This is a genomic window from Pantoea sp. Seng, assembly GCF_009829935.1.
GTDB classification, from domain to species: Bacteria; Pseudomonadota; Gammaproteobacteria; order Enterobacterales; family Enterobacteriaceae; genus Pantoea; species Pantoea communis.
On record NZ_SZZV01000015.1, the window covers coordinates 52,535 to 68,779 of the forward strand.

Sequence of the window (16,245 nt, forward strand, 5' to 3'; positions counted from 1 at the left end):
CATGAGAATACATCCTAACAGCGCCAGTCGGGCGATTACCGACTACTTTAACAGCCCTGCCTGGCATGCGCCGCACGAGAGCGATCTGCTGGCAGCGATCATGCGCGAATTGATGGATGATGGTCAGCCCGCTACCAGCAAAGCGATCATTGCGCGGGTGATTGCCAAACTGGAGTTTGAAGGGGATGAGCAGCAGCTCCAAAGCTATCGTAATTTGCTGGCGCAGTTGCTGGAAGACAGGCAACAAAAGCCGTAAGGTACCGTCATTAAACCACCGAAGAAATCGCCTTATGTGCGGTGGATTTAAAGGACATCTGCAGCGTTCAGGGACTTCAAGACGCGCCGTAAGCGGGCGCGCCTCAATATCGTGTTACTTCACTGCGCGCAGGTGATCGGCCTCGCTGACCACCGCTTTTCCGCTTGTACGCTGGTACAGGCACAGCTCACGCCCAATCTGATTTTTCATGTGCTTCTGCGGATAACGCCCTTCCAGCAGTACCGCGTCGTAGCCGACGCTGTCGTCATACTGAATCGGTTTCCCCACCACCTTCACCCCTTTCAGGCCGCTGGCTTTCAGACAGGCTTGCTGCCGGGTTTGGCTGTTTTGCTGCCAGGCGGCTTCGCTCGAGGCGTGCGCCAGTGGACTTAATAGCAGGGTGATTAGCAGAATTTTTTTGGTGTGTCTCATCGTCGCTCCTCATCAATCCAGTACGGATTAATAGATAAAAAAATTCCCGCCGAGGCGGGAAGAAACAAGACGAGCATTGCATATTCGAGAGTGACGAGGAAATCTCCGTAATGCGCAGCTATCCTCGCCCGGCGCCATGACAGCCCAATGACAATGCGATGTCCGTTTGAATTTATCCGCAATAAACCCGCGAAATTTTACCACTCTGATCAGCAGTAAAGTTCAGGCGGCGCAGGTTGAAGTCCATGGTGACGGCACCGTTCCACGGAATGGCGCGCACCGGCACCGCAAAGCGTTGGGTATCAAGGCTGCTCAGTGGCTGGCCGATATAATTCTGATATTGCGATGCGCCACACTGATCGGTTTCGGGATCGTGGCTGGCGGCAGCGGTGCTGTCCGGTTTGCTGGCTGACTGGCAGGCGGTTAAGGCAAAAAAGGCCGTGGCCAGTAACGCTTTTCCATAATGGGTCACAAGTTTCTCCTCCTGGATAGTAAACGAACCATTCCCGAGAGTAACAAAGCAAGCCGTTGATGTGAAAACAATGCCAGCGGATTGGTCGAAGAATTGTGCTGTAACACGCGATCTTCCTCTCATTTTCCAGGATTAATCGCACGCGCTGTCTAAAAATTACGCACTCAGTCACTATAATTAACTAAGAATAATCTGAGGAGACGATGATGGAACTTGCTATTTTTATCGGCTTTGCCATCCTGATGACCGTGGTTGCGGTTCGGGTGCGCTAAGCCACGATAATGCTGGCGGCAAAACGGCCGCCATCAACGAGAGGCCGCCTATTGAGCGGCCTCTTTTTCATCCTGCAAACGCGCATTAAATGCCGCAACCGGCATCGGTTTGCCGAGAAAATAGCCCTGCCCCTCTTCACACGACAGCGCTTTTAGCTCGTTGAGTTGCGCTTCGGTTTCAATCCCTTCTGCCGTGATGGTGAGCGCAAAGGCGCGTGCCAATCCGACAATCCCCGCCACCACTGATTGCGCCTGCCTGGATTCCGGGAACTCTTTCATCCATGATCGATCGATTTTCAAGCCATTGAACGGGAAGGTTTTGAGATAGCCTAAGGCAGCATAGCCAGTACCAAAATCATCCACCGTCAGCCGCACGCCCAGCGCACGCAACCCCTGCATGATTTCCAGCGCACGATCGGGATGCTCGAAGGTCACGTTTTCAGTGATCTCCAGCTCCAGTCGGGTGGCCGGTAAGCCGCTAACCGCCAGCGCATGCGCCACACGATCCACCAGATCGCTGTTGCGGAACTCCACCGGTGAAATGTTCACGGATACATAGCGCTGGTCGCCCCAATCGCTGGCATCATGGCAGGCGCGCATGAGCACCCAGTCACTGATGGCAGCGATCAGCCCATTCTCTTCCGCCAGCGGAATAAAGCGGTCAGGGGTAATCCATTTATCCTCGCCCACCTGCCAGCGAATCAGCGCCTCTGCGCCAGCCAGCTGTCCCGTTTGCAGTTGATAGCGCGGCTGGTAGTGCAGTGAAAATGTGTTGTTGCGCAGCGCCTCTTCAATCGCCTGCACCATATCGCGCTTCGATTGAATATGGTTGGCCATATCGTTGGAGTACCATACCCAGCGATCGCGTCCAGCCGTGCGTGCCTGGCCGAGAGCGATGTCCGCAAGCCGTAGCAAGGCTTCCGGTTGGCTGGCGTCCTGCGGTGCGCTGACGATGCCCATGCTGGCTGTAAGACTCAGTTGATGCGATCCGCTGATAATCGGCTGATGGACGGCGCGTTGCAGTGCGCGGCAGCGATACTCCAGACCGGCGCGCGAGCTTTCGCGCAGCAGTAGAATAAACTCATCTCCGCCCAGTCGTGCCGCCAGTTCATCTGGGCCGATCAGGTTTTTCAGCCGTTGAGAGATCTCATTCAGCACCACATCGCCCACCGCGTGGCCCCAAGAATCGTTGATCGGTTTGAACTGATCGAGATCGAAGCTGATCACAAACAGCGGTGCCTCTTGCGTGGCATTTTCCAGATGTGTGGTCAGGAATTCCTGTAGCTGCATGCGGTTGGCGAGGCCAGTGAGCAAATCATGACGTGACAGGAACTGGATGCGCGCTTCTGCATCCACCTCATGGGTAATATCGGACACCGTGCCGCGAAAGCCGGTGCGCAGTCCATTACGACGAATGGTTTTCGCCATCAATTCGCCGATGCGGCGCTCACCATTGGCGGCCATAAACTGGCAGCGCAGCGGCACATGCTGCATTTCATCGCCCTGACGCAACAGCCAGGCCACCAGCGAATGGCTGGGATGACTGAGGAGTTGATCCAGCGGCCGCCCAATCCAGCTTTTGACCTCGTGTCCTGTCACGGCGGCAAACCGCGAGGAGAGATAGCAAAGGCGGCCCTGATCGTCCACTTCCCAAATCCAGTCCGAGGCCGCTTCTGCAAGATCGCGAAAACGCTCTTCACTATTCGCCAGTTCACGCTGGCTGATGGCCAGCATTTCAAAGCGACGATCGGAAATAACTGCATTATGCAGCGCATGGCGAATCACCCGGCGCGTCACCAGCGCAACCGCTAACGCCGTAAACAGCAACAGCGGCATCATCAGCCATATCACACCAAAACCGGGATTTTTGGCCTGCCAGCGCAATACCAGCGATTCGCCCTGAATCACCGGTTCGACCAGACGCGATTCATACAACGCATCGTTTAAGCCATTCGCAATACGCGGCGCAATCACATTGAGCGATTTGCCCAGCGCCTGCAGTTTTTCCGGAGTCATGATGTTGACGAACACCATCACCGAAGAAGGGCCAGAGATGGTGGGGAGATCGGGCACCTTGCCTGGGGTGATCGGTGCGGCCACCACCAATGCCGGCTGCTGATTGATTATCACGTTACGTGTGATGCCATCTTCGGGCTGGTGACGTGCGGCGGCCAGCAATAGTGCAGCTTGCCCACCTAACCAGCTCTCCAGCGACGCCTCTGACAATTTGCCATTCACCACCGCATAGCGCGTTTTGCCGGCGCCATCGATCACAAACACGCCATCGTAGTGATACTCTTTGTACAGGCTGGGGCCAAAGTTCTCTTCGTCCCACGCCCAGACTTTATTCACCGTCAGGTGCAAATTTTTCCAGCCTTCCCCCCAGTTCGCATAATCACGCACATCGATGATCATCTTCTCCTGCTGCTGTAGCCAGGCCTGGCGCATCAGGTTGACATCCTGCTGGATCGAGTCGCTGTTTTGTCGGTGGGCTATCACCAGCACCATCACGACAGAAAGCAGCAGCACGCCAAACAGCAGCGATGTCAGAGTGCGCAGACTGCGTCGCGTCACCCGAACGGTGTGTGCTTCCATATTAGCCCTGGCAGGCAAGGTCGCGTGCCGGTGATACTCAGAATTCATGCAATGTGCTCGCAAAACAGAGGCAGCAAAAAAGAAGACAGGGTGCGCGTTCACAGCGCCTCTGTCCTGTAATGGTTTTTTCGGTTATCGGCGCAGGCCGCCGCAGATTTAGTCCTCACGGCGGAATTTTTGAGCAGTGCGATTCTGTGTGGGGCCATCTCGACAGCAATGATCGCCATTGCTACTATGCGTTTTCCTCTGCCCATTGAGCTGACTATGGACACCCAATCCGACAAGGTGACGCTGACGCTGTTCTACGCCGCGAGCTTTGTGGTGTATTACGTCGTGACCATGCTGATTACGCTGTTTCCCAACTATGGGGCGCTGCGTAATAACGGTTTACTGGTGCCGGTGCTCTGCTTATTCGAATTCGCGGTGATTTACCCGCTGTATCGTTTTTACTGCCAACGCCGCACTGACATTCCGCTGGGATATCTCCGTCCCGGTCAGGCGCTGCTGTTTGTGGGTGCGCTGGTAGCGCTGATGGTGGCGCAGACGCAATTCCTGCAACCGGAAGGCTGGTTGATTGCGCAGAGTCAACAGGGACGCAGTTCGATGCTGATCCTGCTGCTGACTGCGGTGCTGCTGGCACCGGTGTTTGAAGAGGTGTTGTTCCGCGGTTTTCTGTTACAGGGGTTTCTGTTATGGGCGCCGAAAAGTCGCTTCGCCTGCATGCTGCTCACCTCGCTGCTGTTCGCCGCGATGCACACGCAATACGTGTATTGGGAAACCATCGTGGCCCTGACGCTGTTTTCACTGTTGCTGTGTTACGCCCGTCTGCGCAGCAATAGCCTCGCGCTGCCCATCTTCATGCATACGCTGAATAACCTGATCGCGATTCTGCCCGCCTGGTTCTATGCATAAAAAAACAGCGCAAGAGATTGCGCTGTTTTCAGAATAAAAGCATCAGGAAATGGCCGAGTCTTTGTGTTTGTCCGCCTCAAAATGGGCTTTGAACTGCTCGTAAATAGAAATCATGTTTGAAGCATCGCCTTGCATTGGGCTGAGTTTGCCTGCACGCACCAGTTCAATCACCAGTTGCAGCGCGGCTTGTTTTGGGCTGCTGGCCGGATGGGCAATTTCGTTCAACATTGGTCACTCACTCATCATTTTTGTCAGGGCCGCACAGTTTAGCTCAGATTGTCATGCTGTTGTGCGTCCGGCTGGTTATAATCTCACCGTTCGCACCACCAGGCCGCTCAGGGTGATCATTGACTCTCGTGCCGTTTGGCTATACTGGATTAAAAAAAGGAACGAACAGCCACTGCTTCCGTATCATCAGGAACGTGTTTAAGGAGTCCAATCATGCTGATTGGTTTTGTGTTGTTAGTGAGCGCGTGTGGACATGATGCCTGTGACGCCTTACCGGTGTCAGAACGTATCTACCCGACCAAAGTGGCCTGTGAGCAAATGGCCGACCGCATCCATAAAGTTCGACCGAATGTGGTCCTGCTGTGCGGGGAAGTGCACCGTTAATTCGGTGCCAGTTTTATTTGAGCTGTACAAAAATAAGCCAGACGGCATTGCAAGATCGGCGCATAGCGTCCAAAATATAAGCTGCTTTACACTATTACCGTTGTGAATCCCATGAAGAAGACTCGCCCCCGTCGTCCAAACGGACGCTGGGTTTATTACATTTTGTATGATGGCATTCTCTGGCCCTGCCCGGTGCGCTGGGAGTGGGAGAGCAGCTTTGAAGGCTGGTTGCCATTCTACTACTCGCCGACCTTTGAGTTTGTGGCGGGCGACCCACGCAAGGCCTATCGCATTGCGCGCAGCAGTGTGCGTAACGTTCGTCAGCCAGACAGCGAATACGCCTGAATCAACCGAGCTGCCACGGTAACCAGCTGGCGGTCAGCAGATAGTGCACCCCTTCCAGCACCAGAATCACCATCACTAGCACGCCGAGCTTATGGCGGCAGATCCAGTCTTTTAACCCCATATCATCGCCGCCCAGCGAATCAGCATCAGCGCGCCGCAGATGCACAGCAGCACCACAATCATTTTCCAGTGTTTAGTTGCAGCCAGTTTTTTCCCCACGCATCCTCCAGACGGCAGAAAGCAACGATGCGCCCTAAGGCGCATCGCTATTCTACCGCTGGTAACCCGTAAGGGCGATTAATTATTCAGCGTGTAGTCCAGGCTAATCTCGGCATTAAGCACCTGAGATACCGGGCAGCCCGCTTTGGCTTTCTGAATAATCTCATCAAATTTGGCACTGTCGATGCCTGGCAGCGCGATGGTGCTGGTGAGTGCAATTTTGGTAATGGCAAAACCTTCACCTTTCTTGTCCAGGGACACATCCGCGGTGGTGTCGATGCTTTTAGGCGGATGCCCTGCCTGACCCAGCATCAGCGACAACGCCATGGAGAAGCACGCCGCATGTGCAGCACCGATCAGCTCTTCCGGATTGGTGCCCTTCTCACCCTCAAAGCGGGTATTGAAGCCATAAGGCTGGTTGCTCAGCACGCCACTTTCGGTGCTCACGGTACCCTTGCCTTTGATGTCGCCTTCCCAATGGGCCGATCCTTTCTTATGAATGGTCATGTCATTCCTCCTGTTAGTCAGACAGCAGTCAGTATAGACAACCCCTCTCATTTTGCTTTCCGCAATTCAGCTCACGGCACGTGGTCGAGCCGGATGTAAACCCGCTTCGCTCAGCAGCGCATTCGCCTGCACCAGCGAGTCCTGGGTGATCTCGGCAATGGTTTTGGCCCCGGTCAGCGTCATCGCCACTTTCATCTCTTTTTCGATCAAATTCAGCAAATTCTCAACGCCACGCTGACCATGCGTCGCCAGCGCATAGATAAAGGCGCGACCCAGCAGGACAGTGTCTGCACCGAGGGCGATCATGCGCACCACATCCAACCCGTTGCGGATACCGCTGTCGGCCAGAATGGCAATATCGCCTTTCACGGCGTCTGCAATGGCGGGCAGTGCGCGCGCCGATGACAGCACGCCATCCAGCTGGCGTCCACCGTGGTTCGAGACCACAATGCCGTCCGCGCCGAAGCGCACCGCATCACGCGCATCTTCGGGATCCAGAATGCCTTTGATCACCATTGGGCCATCCCAAAACTCACGAATCCACTCCAGATCTTTCCATGAAATCGACGGATCAAAGTTATTGGCCAGCCAGCCAATGTAATCTTCCAGCCCCGTAGGTTTACCGAGATAGGCTGAGATATTACCGAGATCGTGCGGGCGGCCATGCAGCCCCACATCCCACGCCCACTGCGGATGCGTTACCGCCTGCCAGTAGCGACGCATCGCCGCGTTTGGCCCACTCATGCCCGAATGCGCATCGCGATAGCGTGCGCCCGGTGTCGGCATATCCACGGTAAAGACCAGTGTCGAGCAGCCCGCCGCTTTCGCGCGTTCCAGTGCGTTACGCATGAAGCCACGATCGCGCAGCACATACAGCTGGAACCACATCGGACGATTAATGGCTGGCGCTACCTCTTCAATCGGGCACAGCGATACCGTGGAGAGCGTGAACGGAATACCTTTCAGTGCCGCTGCGCGCGCGGCCTGCACTTCCCCGCGTCGCGCGTACATGCCGCACAACCCCACGGGCGCTAACGCGACCGGCATCGACAGCGTTTCGTTGAACAGTTTGGTTTCCAGACTGAGATCGGACATGTTCTTCAGCACCCGCTGACGCAGCGCCACGTCCGACAGATCGGACACATTGCGCTTCAGGGTGTGTTCGGCATACGCGCCGCCGTCAAGATAGTGGAACAGGAACGGGGGCAGGATGCGTTGCGCCGCGGCGCGATAGTCACTGGCTGCAGAGATGATCATCAGTTTTTTTCCTTACGATTATCCAGGGATTCGCCTGGCAAGCGGGTAATGCGCGCCTGCCGGGCTTCATCTTCATGGAGTGATTTCAAGGTGGTATGCACAAAGCCGAGGTGATCCATCGCTGCCTGGCGTGCCGCCTCGGCATCACCGGCCATCACCGCATCGAACATCGCCTGGTGCTGTTCATTCAGGCGATTAAAAATCACCGGCTGGGTGTACATGCGCTGGCGGCTATGCAGTACCGAAGACTGCAGCAAATCGAAGAAACCACGCATGGTTTGCAGCAGCACTACATTGTGCGAGGCCTCAGCGATGGCGAGATGGAAGCGCAGGTCGGCCTGCGCCGCGATATCGGGATCGTCACAGTCGTGCATCTTGAGCAGAGCATCAAAAGCGAGGCGCAGCTTCTCTTTATCCGCTTCAGTGGCACGCAAGGCGGCGTGCCAGGCGGTGCTGGCTTCGATGGCGTGGCGCGCTTCCAGAATATCCCAGCGATAATCGGGATCGTCCGCCAGCAGTTGGCGAATCGGCTCAACAATACGCTGTTCCGACCAGGGCTCCTGCGGCTCACACAGCCAGGTACCGCCGCCGCGTTTACTGATTAACACGCCGCTACTGATCAGCTGCTGAATCGCCTCACGCAATGATGAGCGTGACACACCGAACTCAGCGGCCAGCTGGCGCTCGGCCGGTAAGCGCATACCCGGCTCCAGCTGGTGTTCCTCAATCCAGGCGAGCAATCGCGCCCGTAGCGTTTCCGCTAATCGCGGCGTGTTTTCTGTCATGGAATCATCCAGGTTAAGACATAAGCTTGCAGCGTTGTGATCACCCCCACCATGCAGGTGAAGATCAGACTGTGTTTAACGGTAAAGCGGAACAGATCCGACTCTTTACCCACCAGCCCCACGGCGGCGCAGGCGATGGCGATCGACTGAGGTGAAATCATCTTACCCGTCACGCCACCCGTGGTGTTGGCGGCCACCAGCAGCACATCCGACACACCAATCTGCTGCGCGGTGGTGGCCTGCAACGCCGCGAACAACGCATTTGAAGAGGTATCAGATCCTGTCAGAAACACGCCAAGCCAGCCAAGGAACGGCGAGAAGAAAGTAAAGGCATTGCCAGTGTGCGCCAGCGCTAAGGCCAGTGTGGCAGACAATCCGGAGTAGTTGGAGATAAAGGCGAAGGCCAGCACCATGCCGATGGAGTAGATGGGCAGTGCCAGTTCTTTCAGCGTCTCACCGAAGGTCTGGATCGCCGCAGCGGGCTTCATACGCAGCCAGATCACGGATAGCACCGCCGCCACGATAATCGCTGTACCGGTGGCTGACAGCACATCAAACTTGAAGATGGCCGCATAAGGCGTTGCCGCACTCACCACCGGCGGCATACGTGCCACCAACTCATGCAGCAGCGGTACCGGAACGCTGAATACCCAGTCATACATCACGCCACCTTTAGCAAACAGCGCCTTGAACGGCGGTATGCTCCACAGAGTGACGGTAGCCGTGAGGAACAGGAATGGCATCCACGCGCGCACAATCTGGCCCAGCGTATAGCGCTGAGAGGTTTGCGTCGGGTCAACGGCGGTTTTCTCATCGAAACGGAAAATACGTACTGGCTTCCAGCGGCGCAGGAACAGCGTGAGGCAGATAAGAGAGGCCAGTGACGAGATGATGTCCGGCAATTCCGGGCCGAGGAAGTTGGAGCTGAGGAACTGCGCAATGGCAAACGATCCACCCGCGACGATCACTGCTGGCCATGTTTCCTTGATACCGCGCCAGCCATCCATAATCGCCATGATCCAGAACAGCACAATGAGGGTCAGGAACGGCAATTGACGCCCGGCCATCTGGCCAATCTGGAAGCTGTCGAGTCCGGTGACTTGCCCGGCGACAATAATCGGAATCCCCATCGCACCAAAGGCTACTGGCGCGGTGTTGACGATCAAGCATAAGCCAGCCGCGTACAGCGGATTAAAGCCCAATCCCACCAGCAGGGCTGCGGTGATTGCCACCGGTGCGCCAAAACCCGCCGCCCCTTCGAGAAACGCGCCGAAGGAGAATCCGACGATCAGCATCTGCAAGCGCTGATCGGGTGTGATGGAGAGGATCGAAGCACGGATGATGTCGAATTGCCCGGTTTTCACCGAGATTTTATACACAAATACTGCCGCGACGATGATCCAGGCGATTGGCCACAGGCCGTACAGGAAGCCATAGACCACGGAAGCCAGCGCCTGGCCCAACGGCATGCCATACAGGAACAGCGCCACCAGCAGTGCAATCACCACCGTGGCGGTGCCCGCCTGATAGCCTTTCAGCTTGAGCTTCAGCAGGGCGAAGAAGAAGAACACAATCGGGATCACCGCCACCAGGCTGGAGAGCCACAGATTGTTGAGAGGATCGTAGTTTTGTTGCCACACCGGCATGCCGTTATCTCCAGAGGTTACCAGATGAGTGCAGCGCAACGGCAATGCAGGTTTGCGCCGCAGGTCTTGCCCTTCTGCTCACTGAAATTGGTAGGACCAAATTGCAGTGTGGGGCTTTCTGGCTCCAGATAGTTAATGCATTGTTAACCTAAAGCAACGAGGCTGGGGTTATTTTTCGTGTTATGTGACGATGTGGCAACATTTAAATCGCTTTGGTAGGACCAATCATCATTCTGTCTGACCAAAGGCCCGACGATAACTGTGGGGATGAAAGCGAAGATTCAGCACGATCAATCCCACCGTTACGGCGCCCTGCATCATCCACACGCTGGTAAAACTGCGCGTCAGCACCTGCAACTGACCGGCGATAAACGGCATACACCCGGCGATGATGAAACCTGCGCCCTGCATAAACGCCACCAGGCGTGCACCCGCCTGCGGATGTGGCAGGTGATCGAGCGCCAGCACCATCGCCAGCGGGAACGCAGCCCCTAAACCAAATCCGGCAATCGCCGCCCACAACCATGGCGCCAGCAGGGGAGCAAACAGGAAACCGCACATACCGACCAGCTGGCAAACCAGACTGATGATCAGCTGTGGACGACGATCCGCCTTGCGCGCCAGCAAGGGCATCAATAATGCGCCAGCCACCTGGCAAAGGATCATCACCCCCAGTAACGAGCCGCCCGCCTGTGCTGACCAGCCAAGGTGGTGATAAGCATCCGGAAGCCAGGCGACGCACGTGGCATAACCGCCATTGACCAGGCCAAAACTGAGTGCCAGCGACCAGGCGCGCGGTTTTCGCCATAGCGAGGGCATAGATACCGACTCTGCGCTTTGCGCCACCGGCACACGCACGATCCACCACAGCACAATCGCCAGCAATACGGGCAGTGCCCAACCGGTGAGCGCCAGTGACCAGCCGAAATGCGCACTGAGCCACGGCGAGAGTGCTGCCCCTAATCCTCCGCCGCCCATCAACGCGCCCGCCCACAACCCGGTAACGGGGGCGCTGCGCTGGGCAAAGCGCTGGCGGATCAACCCTGGCATCGCCATCTGCACCACGCCAACCCCCAGCCCGGCAAAAAGCGCGCTGACCACCAGCCATTGCCCGTCGTGAATCACATCGCGTGCGGCCAGCGCCAGCAGCAGCAGGGCCAGCCCGGCGATCAACAAACGTTGCAGCGGAACACGTTGCATCAGGGAGGCACTGAGTAGCGCCACCGCGCCCATCATCACCATCGGTACGGCGGGTAACAACGAAGCGGCAATGGAAGAGAGACTCATGGCCTGGCGCAGTTCGCCCAGCAATGGGCTAACAGAAGTCAGTAACGGACGCATATTGAGCCCGGCCAGCACCAAAGCGGCGAGCGTCAATCCGTTGGAATGTCGGTTCATACACAATCCTGCAGTAGAAAGGTTGTCAGGGTCGCAGCAATGATTACTATTTGGAAATGAAATAACACCATAGTGATCAGTGGAAAAATGAATCGTCAGCCGATGTTTACGCCACAGCAGTTACTCAGTTTTGTTGCGGTATGCGAAACCGCCAGCTTTACGCGCGCCGCCGACCGCGTGCATCTATCGCAATCCACCGTCAGCCAGCAGGTGCGCCGCCTGGAGGAGATGATTGGCAAAGCGTTGCTGGAGCGCACCTCGCATCAGGTGGTGTTAACTGAAGAGGGAGAGAAATTACTGGGCTATGCCCGCCGCATTATTGCGCTCAACGGTGAAGCGCACGATGTGCTGAGCGACAAGTGGCGCGATGGCGTCCTGCGCCTCGGCGTACCGGAGGATTTTGCTGCCCCCACCGCAGCACTGCTGGCGCAGTTCAGCCGCGAGCATCCGCAGCTGCGCCTCGATGTGATGAGCGGCATGTATGTCGACTTGCATCGTGCGTGGCAGCGAGAAGAGCTGGATATCATGCTGATCAAGCAACCCGGCGGTGAACGCCCATTGGCAGCGCGACCGGAGCCCCTGCTGTGGCTGGACAGCGCCGAACACCCCTGCTTTGAGCAGACGCCAGTGCCGCTGGTGGTATTTCCCCAGCAGGGACTGTATCGCGAGGAGATGTGTCAGACGCTGGATGCGCTGGGCCGCAGCTGGCGCATCAGCTACAGCAGCGCCAGTCTGGTGGCACTCGCCAGTGCCAGCGCGGCCGGATTAGGTTTAACGCTGCTGCCTGCCAGTTGTCGCCTGCCCGGCCATCGTGTGCTGGACGAAGCCGCAGGCTTACCGCCGATCAGCCACTTTGAGCTGGCGCTGTTTTGCCGCTCTCCACAGGATGATTTGCAACAGGCGCTGGCCGTGGCGTTAGTGGAATTTTGCCAGTTAAAGTGGCAGTGATTTTCCCACTGCTCAGCAGTGGGAAATATCGCAGCGCCGCGCCCCGGGTTTTGCCAGATTAACGTTTTACTTGTTGACTGGAGCCTCTGATGCACCTCACTTCACCTAGCCGTCGCGATTTCATTAGCCAGGGCGTCCGCCTCACCGCAGCCGGAAGCCTGCTGGCAGCCGGTATGAACGCCGCCGCCTCATCGCCCTCTTCCGCCGCAGCGCCAATCTCTACGCCGCCGCCGCGCGTGGATCATTACCAATTGCTCAACGTACGCCTCGAGGAAGGCTTTGAGCGTGACGGCAACGACATCATCGCGACGCGTACTGCGCTTTACGATATCACTGTTAAAGACGGCAAATTTGCCGCCATCGAAGCCGCTGGTAAAGCGCGCAACGCCGACATTCCGCAGTGGGATGCCCATGGTTCGCTGCTGTTGCCGCGCACTCGTGACATGCACATCCACCTGGACAAAACATTTTATAGTGGCCCCTGGCAAGCGCCACGCCCACGTCAGGGCAAAACCATCATGGATATGATTGCCCGTGAGCAGGTATTAATCCCGCAGTTACTGCCCACCTCACAGGCGCGTGCCGAAGCTTTGATCGGTTTGCTGCACAGTAAAGGCACCACCGAAGCACGCAGCCACTGCAACATCGATCCGGTGAGTGGCCTAAAAAGCCTGGAGCATCTGAAGCGGGCGCTGGCGAACCACCCCGAATTTCCCTGTGAAATTGTCGCCTTCCCACAGCACGGTTTACTGCATTCCAAAGTGGATGGCCTGATGCGCGAAGCGATGCAGATGGGCGTGCAGTACGTTGGCGGATTGGATCCCACCAATGTGGATGGCGCGATGCAGGCCTCGCTGGATGCCATGTTCCAGATTGCGCTCGATTTTGATCGTGGCGTCGATATCCATCTGCACGAAACCGCACCTTCTGGCGTGGCGGCCATTCAGTATATGGTGGACACCATCGCGAAGAACCCGCCGCTCAAAGGCAGAGTGACGCTGAGCCATGGCTTTGCGCTGGCCACGCTGGAAGGCAAAACGCTCGATAAGATGATTGCAGGCATGGCTGAACAACAGATGAGCGTGGCGTCCACCATCCCCATCGGCAAACTCACCATGCCGTTACCGCAATTGCAGGCCGCGGGCATCACGGTATTGACCGGCACCGACAGCGTGATCGATCACTGGTCACCGTTTGGCACCGGCAGCATGCTGGAGAAAGCCAACCTGTATGCACAACTCTATCGCGGTTCGGATGAGTTTGGTTTGAGCCGGGCACTGCACATTGCCACCGGCGGCATCTTGCCGCTATCGAACCAGGGCGAGCGCCAGTGGCCGAAAGTCCAGGATGACGCCAGCATGATGCTGGTTGAGGCGAGCTGCTCCGCTGAGGCTGTCGCCCGCATCTCGCCGGTACGAGCCACCTTCCACAGCGGTATGCCGGTGTTCAGCGTCTGAGATCAAAAAAGCCTCCTTACGGAGGCTTGATGAACGAAAAATGCAGGGGCGGCAAGCGCCCCATACGAGTTGCTGGATTTACGATAACATCTGAATCGCCAGCGCATACAAACGCTGGTTTTCATCGTCGCTAGCTGGCTCTTCTTCCGCGTAACAGGCAATCATGGAACTGACTTTATCCGAAGATAAGGTCTCTCCGTGCAGATGCAGGGTTAACACGGCGCGGCCGACGATTTTCAGAATGTCTTCGTTTTGTCCCTGGACGTAAAGACTCAAAGTGGACCTCTGAAGATATTATTGTTTGCCAAGTGGCGCGCCAAATATAAAGCAAAACGGCAGGGTATTTTAATCGGAATTTTACCCATCTTAAGTGACACATAAGCGTAACATAGACAAAAACAGGTCAAAAAGACGCTATATAGTCCCTTTATCAACGCTAATTGCACCTTTTCATTCAGGAAAGACGTTTCACATCTTTTGAAGCAACCGGTCACAAAGAATAAAATGATTAGAATTTTACACCTATTAAAGGCGAAAATTTAATCAAACGATCGTCACGCTAATTGATTTCAATGCGTTATCAATTGCGCGATTTGCATTGCCGATAGCAGCCCTTTCTGCGAGACTGACCGCCGCAATCCTGACCGCTATTTGAGACATTCCCGTGACCGCTTTTTCTACCCTGACGCAACTTCCTGCCAGCCAACTCGACAACCTGCGCGAGATGGGCTTCGACGCCATGACACCTATTCAGGCGGCTTCATTGCCCGCCATTCTTGAAGGGCGCGATGTGCGTGCGCAGGCGAAAACCGGCAGCGGTAAAACGGCCGCCTTTGGTATTGGCTTGCTGCAGCGCATTGACAACACCCGAAGCCAAACTCAGGCGTTGATTCTGTGTCCAACGCGTGAACTGGCCGATCAGGTGAGTAATGTGCTGCGTCAGCTGGCACGTTTTACCCGCAACATCAAAATATTGACGCTGTGTGGCGGTCAACCGATGAGTGCGCAACGCGATTCGCTGGTGCACGCACCGCAAATTGTGGTCGGCACGCCGGGCCGCATCCTTGATCACCTGAAGCGCGACAACCTCGATCTCACCGCACTGCAAACGCTGGTGTTAGATGAAGCCGATCGCATGCTGGAGATGGGCTTCCGCGACGATATGGAAGCGATCATTGGTTTCACGCCGGATGCACGCCAGACGCTGCTGTTCTCTGCCACCTGGCCGGATACCATCGCCAGCCTCAGCCAGCGTTTCCAGCGCGATGCATTGGCCGTGGCCACGGAAGACAAAGCGGAACTGCCTGCTATTGAACAGCAATTTATCGAAGCCAGCGTCAGTGAGCGTGGCAATCTGCTCAGTGCCCTGCTCAGCCAGCAGCAGCCCGCTTCTTGCGTGGTGTTCTGTAATACCAAACGTGAGTGTGATGACGTCGCAGCGGCATTGAACGATCGTCAGATCAGTGCACTGGCACTGCATGGCGATTTGGAGCAGCGCGATCGTGAACGTGTGCTGATCCGTTTCGCCAACGGCAGCATCCGCGTGCTGATTGCCACCGACGTGGCTGCACGCGGACTGGATATCAAATCGCTGGCGTTGGTGGTGAACTTCCAGCTGGCATGGGATCCTGAAGTGCACATCCACCGCATCGGCCGCACCGGTCGTGCAGGCGAAAAAGGACTGGCGGTCAGCTTCGTCGCGCCCGATGAAATGGTGCGCGCTAATGCGCTGGAAGAGTATCTGAGCCAGAAACTCAACTGGGTTTCCTCCGCTACTCTGAAAGGAAAAGCGGCGCAAGCTCTGCCTGCCACTAAAATGACGCTGTGCATTGATGGTGGTCGCAAAGCCAAAATCCGCCCTGGTGATATCCTCGGCGCGCTTACCGGTGAAGCCGGATTCAGCGGCGATCAAATTGGTAAGATCGATCTGACGCAAACCCACGCTTATGTGGCGATCGATGCGGCACAGGCGAAGAAAGCGCTGATCAAGCTGAAAGAAGGCAAGATCAAAGGCAAAAGCGTCCGCGCCATCCTGCTGAAGTAATCCCCTATGCGCGAGGGTATTCACTCTCGCGCTAAATTTTCTGCCCCGCCCCTTCATTTTTTTTCCGCGCTGCCGATAAGTTAATCAT

The 16,245-nt window shown here is 56.4% G+C and carries 18 protein-coding genes; 7 read left to right on the forward strand and 11 right to left on the reverse strand.

Features of this window, described 5'->3' with window-relative positions:
• Position 1 precedes the first annotated feature (1 nt).
• Positions 2–256: a biofilm development regulator YmgB/AriR family protein gene (locus FD737_RS16170; protein WP_097117529.1), complete on the forward strand. Its 255-nt coding sequence runs from the start codon at positions 2–4 to the stop codon at positions 254–256.
• A 114-nt stretch (positions 257–370) separates the two neighbouring features.
• Here FD737_RS16170 and FD737_RS16175 read toward each other — a convergent pair whose 3' ends face one another.
• The 3 genes from FD737_RS16175 to FD737_RS16185 all read right to left on the reverse strand — a co-directional run bounded on the left by FD737_RS16175 (position 371) and on the right by FD737_RS16185 (position 4,075).
• Positions 371–688 carry a hypothetical protein gene (locus tag FD737_RS16175; protein WP_058961474.1) on the reverse strand — a complete coding sequence of 106 codons (318 nt, stop codon included), beginning with the start codon at positions 686–688 and terminating at the stop codon, positions 371–373.
• A gap of 172 nt (positions 689–860) precedes the next feature.
• Positions 861–1,160, reverse strand: coding sequence for an I78 family peptidase inhibitor (locus FD737_RS16180; protein ID WP_097117531.1), 300 nt, complete (start codon positions 1,158–1,160; stop codon positions 861–863).
• Positions 1,161–1,480: 320 nt separating this feature from the next.
• Positions 1,481–4,075, reverse strand: a complete 2,595-nt coding sequence (locus FD737_RS16185) for an EAL domain-containing protein (protein ID WP_160834017.1) — start codon at positions 4,073–4,075, stop codon at positions 1,481–1,483.
• A 216-nt stretch (positions 4,076–4,291) separates the two neighbouring features.
• Between FD737_RS16185 and FD737_RS16190 the strand changes: the two genes are divergently transcribed.
• Positions 4,292–4,939, forward strand: a complete 648-nt coding sequence (locus tag FD737_RS16190; protein ID WP_160834047.1) for a CPBP family intramembrane glutamic endopeptidase — start codon at positions 4,292–4,294, stop codon at positions 4,937–4,939.
• 42 nt (positions 4,940–4,981) lie between these two features.
• On the opposite strand, the gene FD737_RS16195 is transcribed toward FD737_RS16190, so the two are convergent.
• Positions 4,982–5,167 carry a hypothetical protein gene (locus FD737_RS16195; protein ID WP_034830477.1) on the reverse strand — a complete coding sequence of 62 codons (186 nt, stop codon included), beginning with the start codon at positions 5,165–5,167 and terminating at the stop codon, positions 4,982–4,984.
• Positions 5,168–5,380: 213 nt separating this feature from the next.
• On the opposite strand from FD737_RS16195, the gene FD737_RS23760 reads away from it, so the two are divergent.
• Both FD737_RS23760 and FD737_RS16200 read left to right on the forward strand, forming a co-directional pair.
• A complete protein-coding gene (locus tag FD737_RS23760) occupies positions 5,381–5,551 on the forward strand; it encodes a hypothetical protein (RefSeq protein ID WP_007887091.1) in 171 nt (56 codons plus the stop codon).
• Between the two features lie 111 nt (positions 5,552–5,662).
• Positions 5,663–5,896, forward strand: a complete 234-nt coding sequence (locus FD737_RS16200) for a hypothetical protein (RefSeq protein WP_160834018.1) — start codon at positions 5,663–5,665, stop codon at positions 5,894–5,896.
• 111 nt (positions 5,897–6,007) lie between these two features.
• Here FD737_RS16200 and yniD read toward each other — a convergent pair whose 3' ends face one another.
• The 6 genes from yniD to FD737_RS16225 form a co-directional block, all read right to left on the reverse strand.
• Positions 6,008–6,115: a small membrane protein YniD gene (gene yniD, locus FD737_RS24175; RefSeq protein ID WP_097117533.1), complete on the reverse strand. Its 108-nt coding sequence runs from the start codon at positions 6,113–6,115 to the stop codon at positions 6,008–6,010.
• Positions 6,116–6,193: 78 nt separating this feature from the next.
• Positions 6,194–6,622, reverse strand: a complete 429-nt coding sequence (locus FD737_RS16205; RefSeq protein ID WP_034830472.1) for an OsmC family protein — start codon at positions 6,620–6,622, stop codon at positions 6,194–6,196.
• A 66-nt stretch (positions 6,623–6,688) separates the two neighbouring features.
• Complete coding sequence (lldD, locus tag FD737_RS16210) at positions 6,689–7,879, reverse strand: FMN-dependent L-lactate dehydrogenase LldD (protein WP_160834019.1); 1,191 nt, start codon at positions 7,877–7,879, stop codon at positions 6,689–6,691.
• Complete coding sequence (gene lldR, locus FD737_RS16215) at positions 7,879–8,664, reverse strand: transcriptional regulator LldR (protein WP_034830467.1); 786 nt, start codon at positions 8,662–8,664, stop codon at positions 7,879–7,881. The genes lldD and lldR overlap by 1 nt, the downstream gene beginning before the upstream one ends.
• A complete protein-coding gene (lldP, locus tag FD737_RS16220) occupies positions 8,661–10,310 on the reverse strand; it encodes an L-lactate permease (protein WP_160834020.1) in 1,650 nt (549 codons plus the stop codon). Before lldP ends, lldR begins: the two co-directional genes overlap by 4 nt.
• Positions 10,311–10,538: 228 nt before the next feature.
• Complete coding sequence (locus tag FD737_RS16225; RefSeq protein WP_160834021.1) at positions 10,539–11,708, reverse strand: cyanate transporter; 1,170 nt, start codon at positions 11,706–11,708, stop codon at positions 10,539–10,541.
• 87 nt (positions 11,709–11,795) lie between these two features.
• Here FD737_RS16225 and FD737_RS16230 point away from each other — a divergent pair, with 87 nt between their 5' ends.
• Together FD737_RS16230 and FD737_RS16235 are read left to right on the forward strand one after the other, a co-directional pair.
• Positions 11,796–12,656 carry a LysR substrate-binding domain-containing protein gene (locus FD737_RS16230; protein WP_058961528.1) on the forward strand — a complete coding sequence of 287 codons (861 nt, stop codon included), beginning with the start codon at positions 11,796–11,798 and terminating at the stop codon, positions 12,654–12,656.
• Positions 12,657–12,745: 89 nt separating this feature from the next.
• A complete protein-coding gene (locus FD737_RS16235) occupies positions 12,746–14,113 on the forward strand; it encodes an amidohydrolase family protein (protein ID WP_160834022.1) in 1,368 nt (455 codons plus the stop codon).
• 78 nt (positions 14,114–14,191) lie between these two features.
• Here FD737_RS16235 and FD737_RS16240 read toward each other — a convergent pair whose 3' ends face one another.
• Entirely contained in the window at positions 14,192–14,389 is a 198-nt protein-coding gene (locus FD737_RS16240; RefSeq protein WP_034825302.1) for a hypothetical protein, read from the reverse strand.
• A 388-nt stretch (positions 14,390–14,777) separates the two neighbouring features.
• Here FD737_RS16240 and dbpA point away from each other — a divergent pair, with 388 nt between their 5' ends.
• Positions 14,778–16,157 carry an ATP-dependent RNA helicase DbpA gene (gene dbpA, locus FD737_RS16245; RefSeq protein ID WP_160834023.1) on the forward strand — a complete coding sequence of 460 codons (1,380 nt, stop codon included), beginning with the start codon at positions 14,778–14,780 and terminating at the stop codon, positions 16,155–16,157.
• The last annotated feature ends 88 nt before the right edge of the window (positions 16,158–16,245 follow it).

Coding starts and splice junctions, on each gene's coding strand:
- FD737_RS16185 (WP_160834017.1), bottom strand. CDS start 4,075: ATGAATTCTGAGTATCACCGGCACGCGACCTTGCCTGCCAGGGCTAAT.
- lldP (WP_160834020.1), bottom strand. CDS start 10,310: ATGCCGGTGTGGCAACAAAACTACGATCCTCTCAACAATCTGTGGCTC.
- FD737_RS16190 (WP_160834047.1), top strand. CDS start 4,292: ATGGACACCCAATCCGACAAGGTGACGCTGACGCTGTTCTACGCCGCG.
- FD737_RS16195 (WP_034830477.1), bottom strand. CDS start 5,167: ATGTTGAACGAAATTGCCCATCCGGCCAGCAGCCCAAAACAAGCCGCG.
- FD737_RS16200 (WP_160834018.1), top strand. CDS start 5,663: ATGAAGAAGACTCGCCCCCGTCGTCCAAACGGACGCTGGGTTTATTAC.
- FD737_RS16170 (WP_097117529.1), top strand. CDS start 2: ATGAGAATACATCCTAACAGCGCCAGTCGGGCGATTACCGACTACTTT.
- FD737_RS16230 (WP_058961528.1), top strand. CDS start 11,796: ATGAATCGTCAGCCGATGTTTACGCCACAGCAGTTACTCAGTTTTGTT.
- lldR (WP_034830467.1), bottom strand. CDS start 8,664: ATGACAGAAAACACGCCGCGATTAGCGGAAACGCTACGGGCGCGATTG.
- lldD (WP_160834019.1), bottom strand. CDS start 7,879: ATGATCATCTCTGCAGCCAGTGACTATCGCGCCGCGGCGCAACGCATC.
- FD737_RS16205 (WP_034830472.1), bottom strand. CDS start 6,622: ATGACCATTCATAAGAAAGGATCGGCCCATTGGGAAGGCGACATCAAA.
- FD737_RS16225 (WP_160834021.1), bottom strand. CDS start 11,708: ATGAACCGACATTCCAACGGATTGACGCTCGCCGCTTTGGTGCTGGCC.
- FD737_RS16175 (WP_058961474.1), bottom strand. CDS start 688: ATGAGACACACCAAAAAAATTCTGCTAATCACCCTGCTATTAAGTCCA.
- FD737_RS16235 (WP_160834022.1), top strand. CDS start 12,746: ATGCACCTCACTTCACCTAGCCGTCGCGATTTCATTAGCCAGGGCGTC.
- FD737_RS23760 (WP_007887091.1), top strand. CDS start 5,381: ATGCTGATTGGTTTTGTGTTGTTAGTGAGCGCGTGTGGACATGATGCC.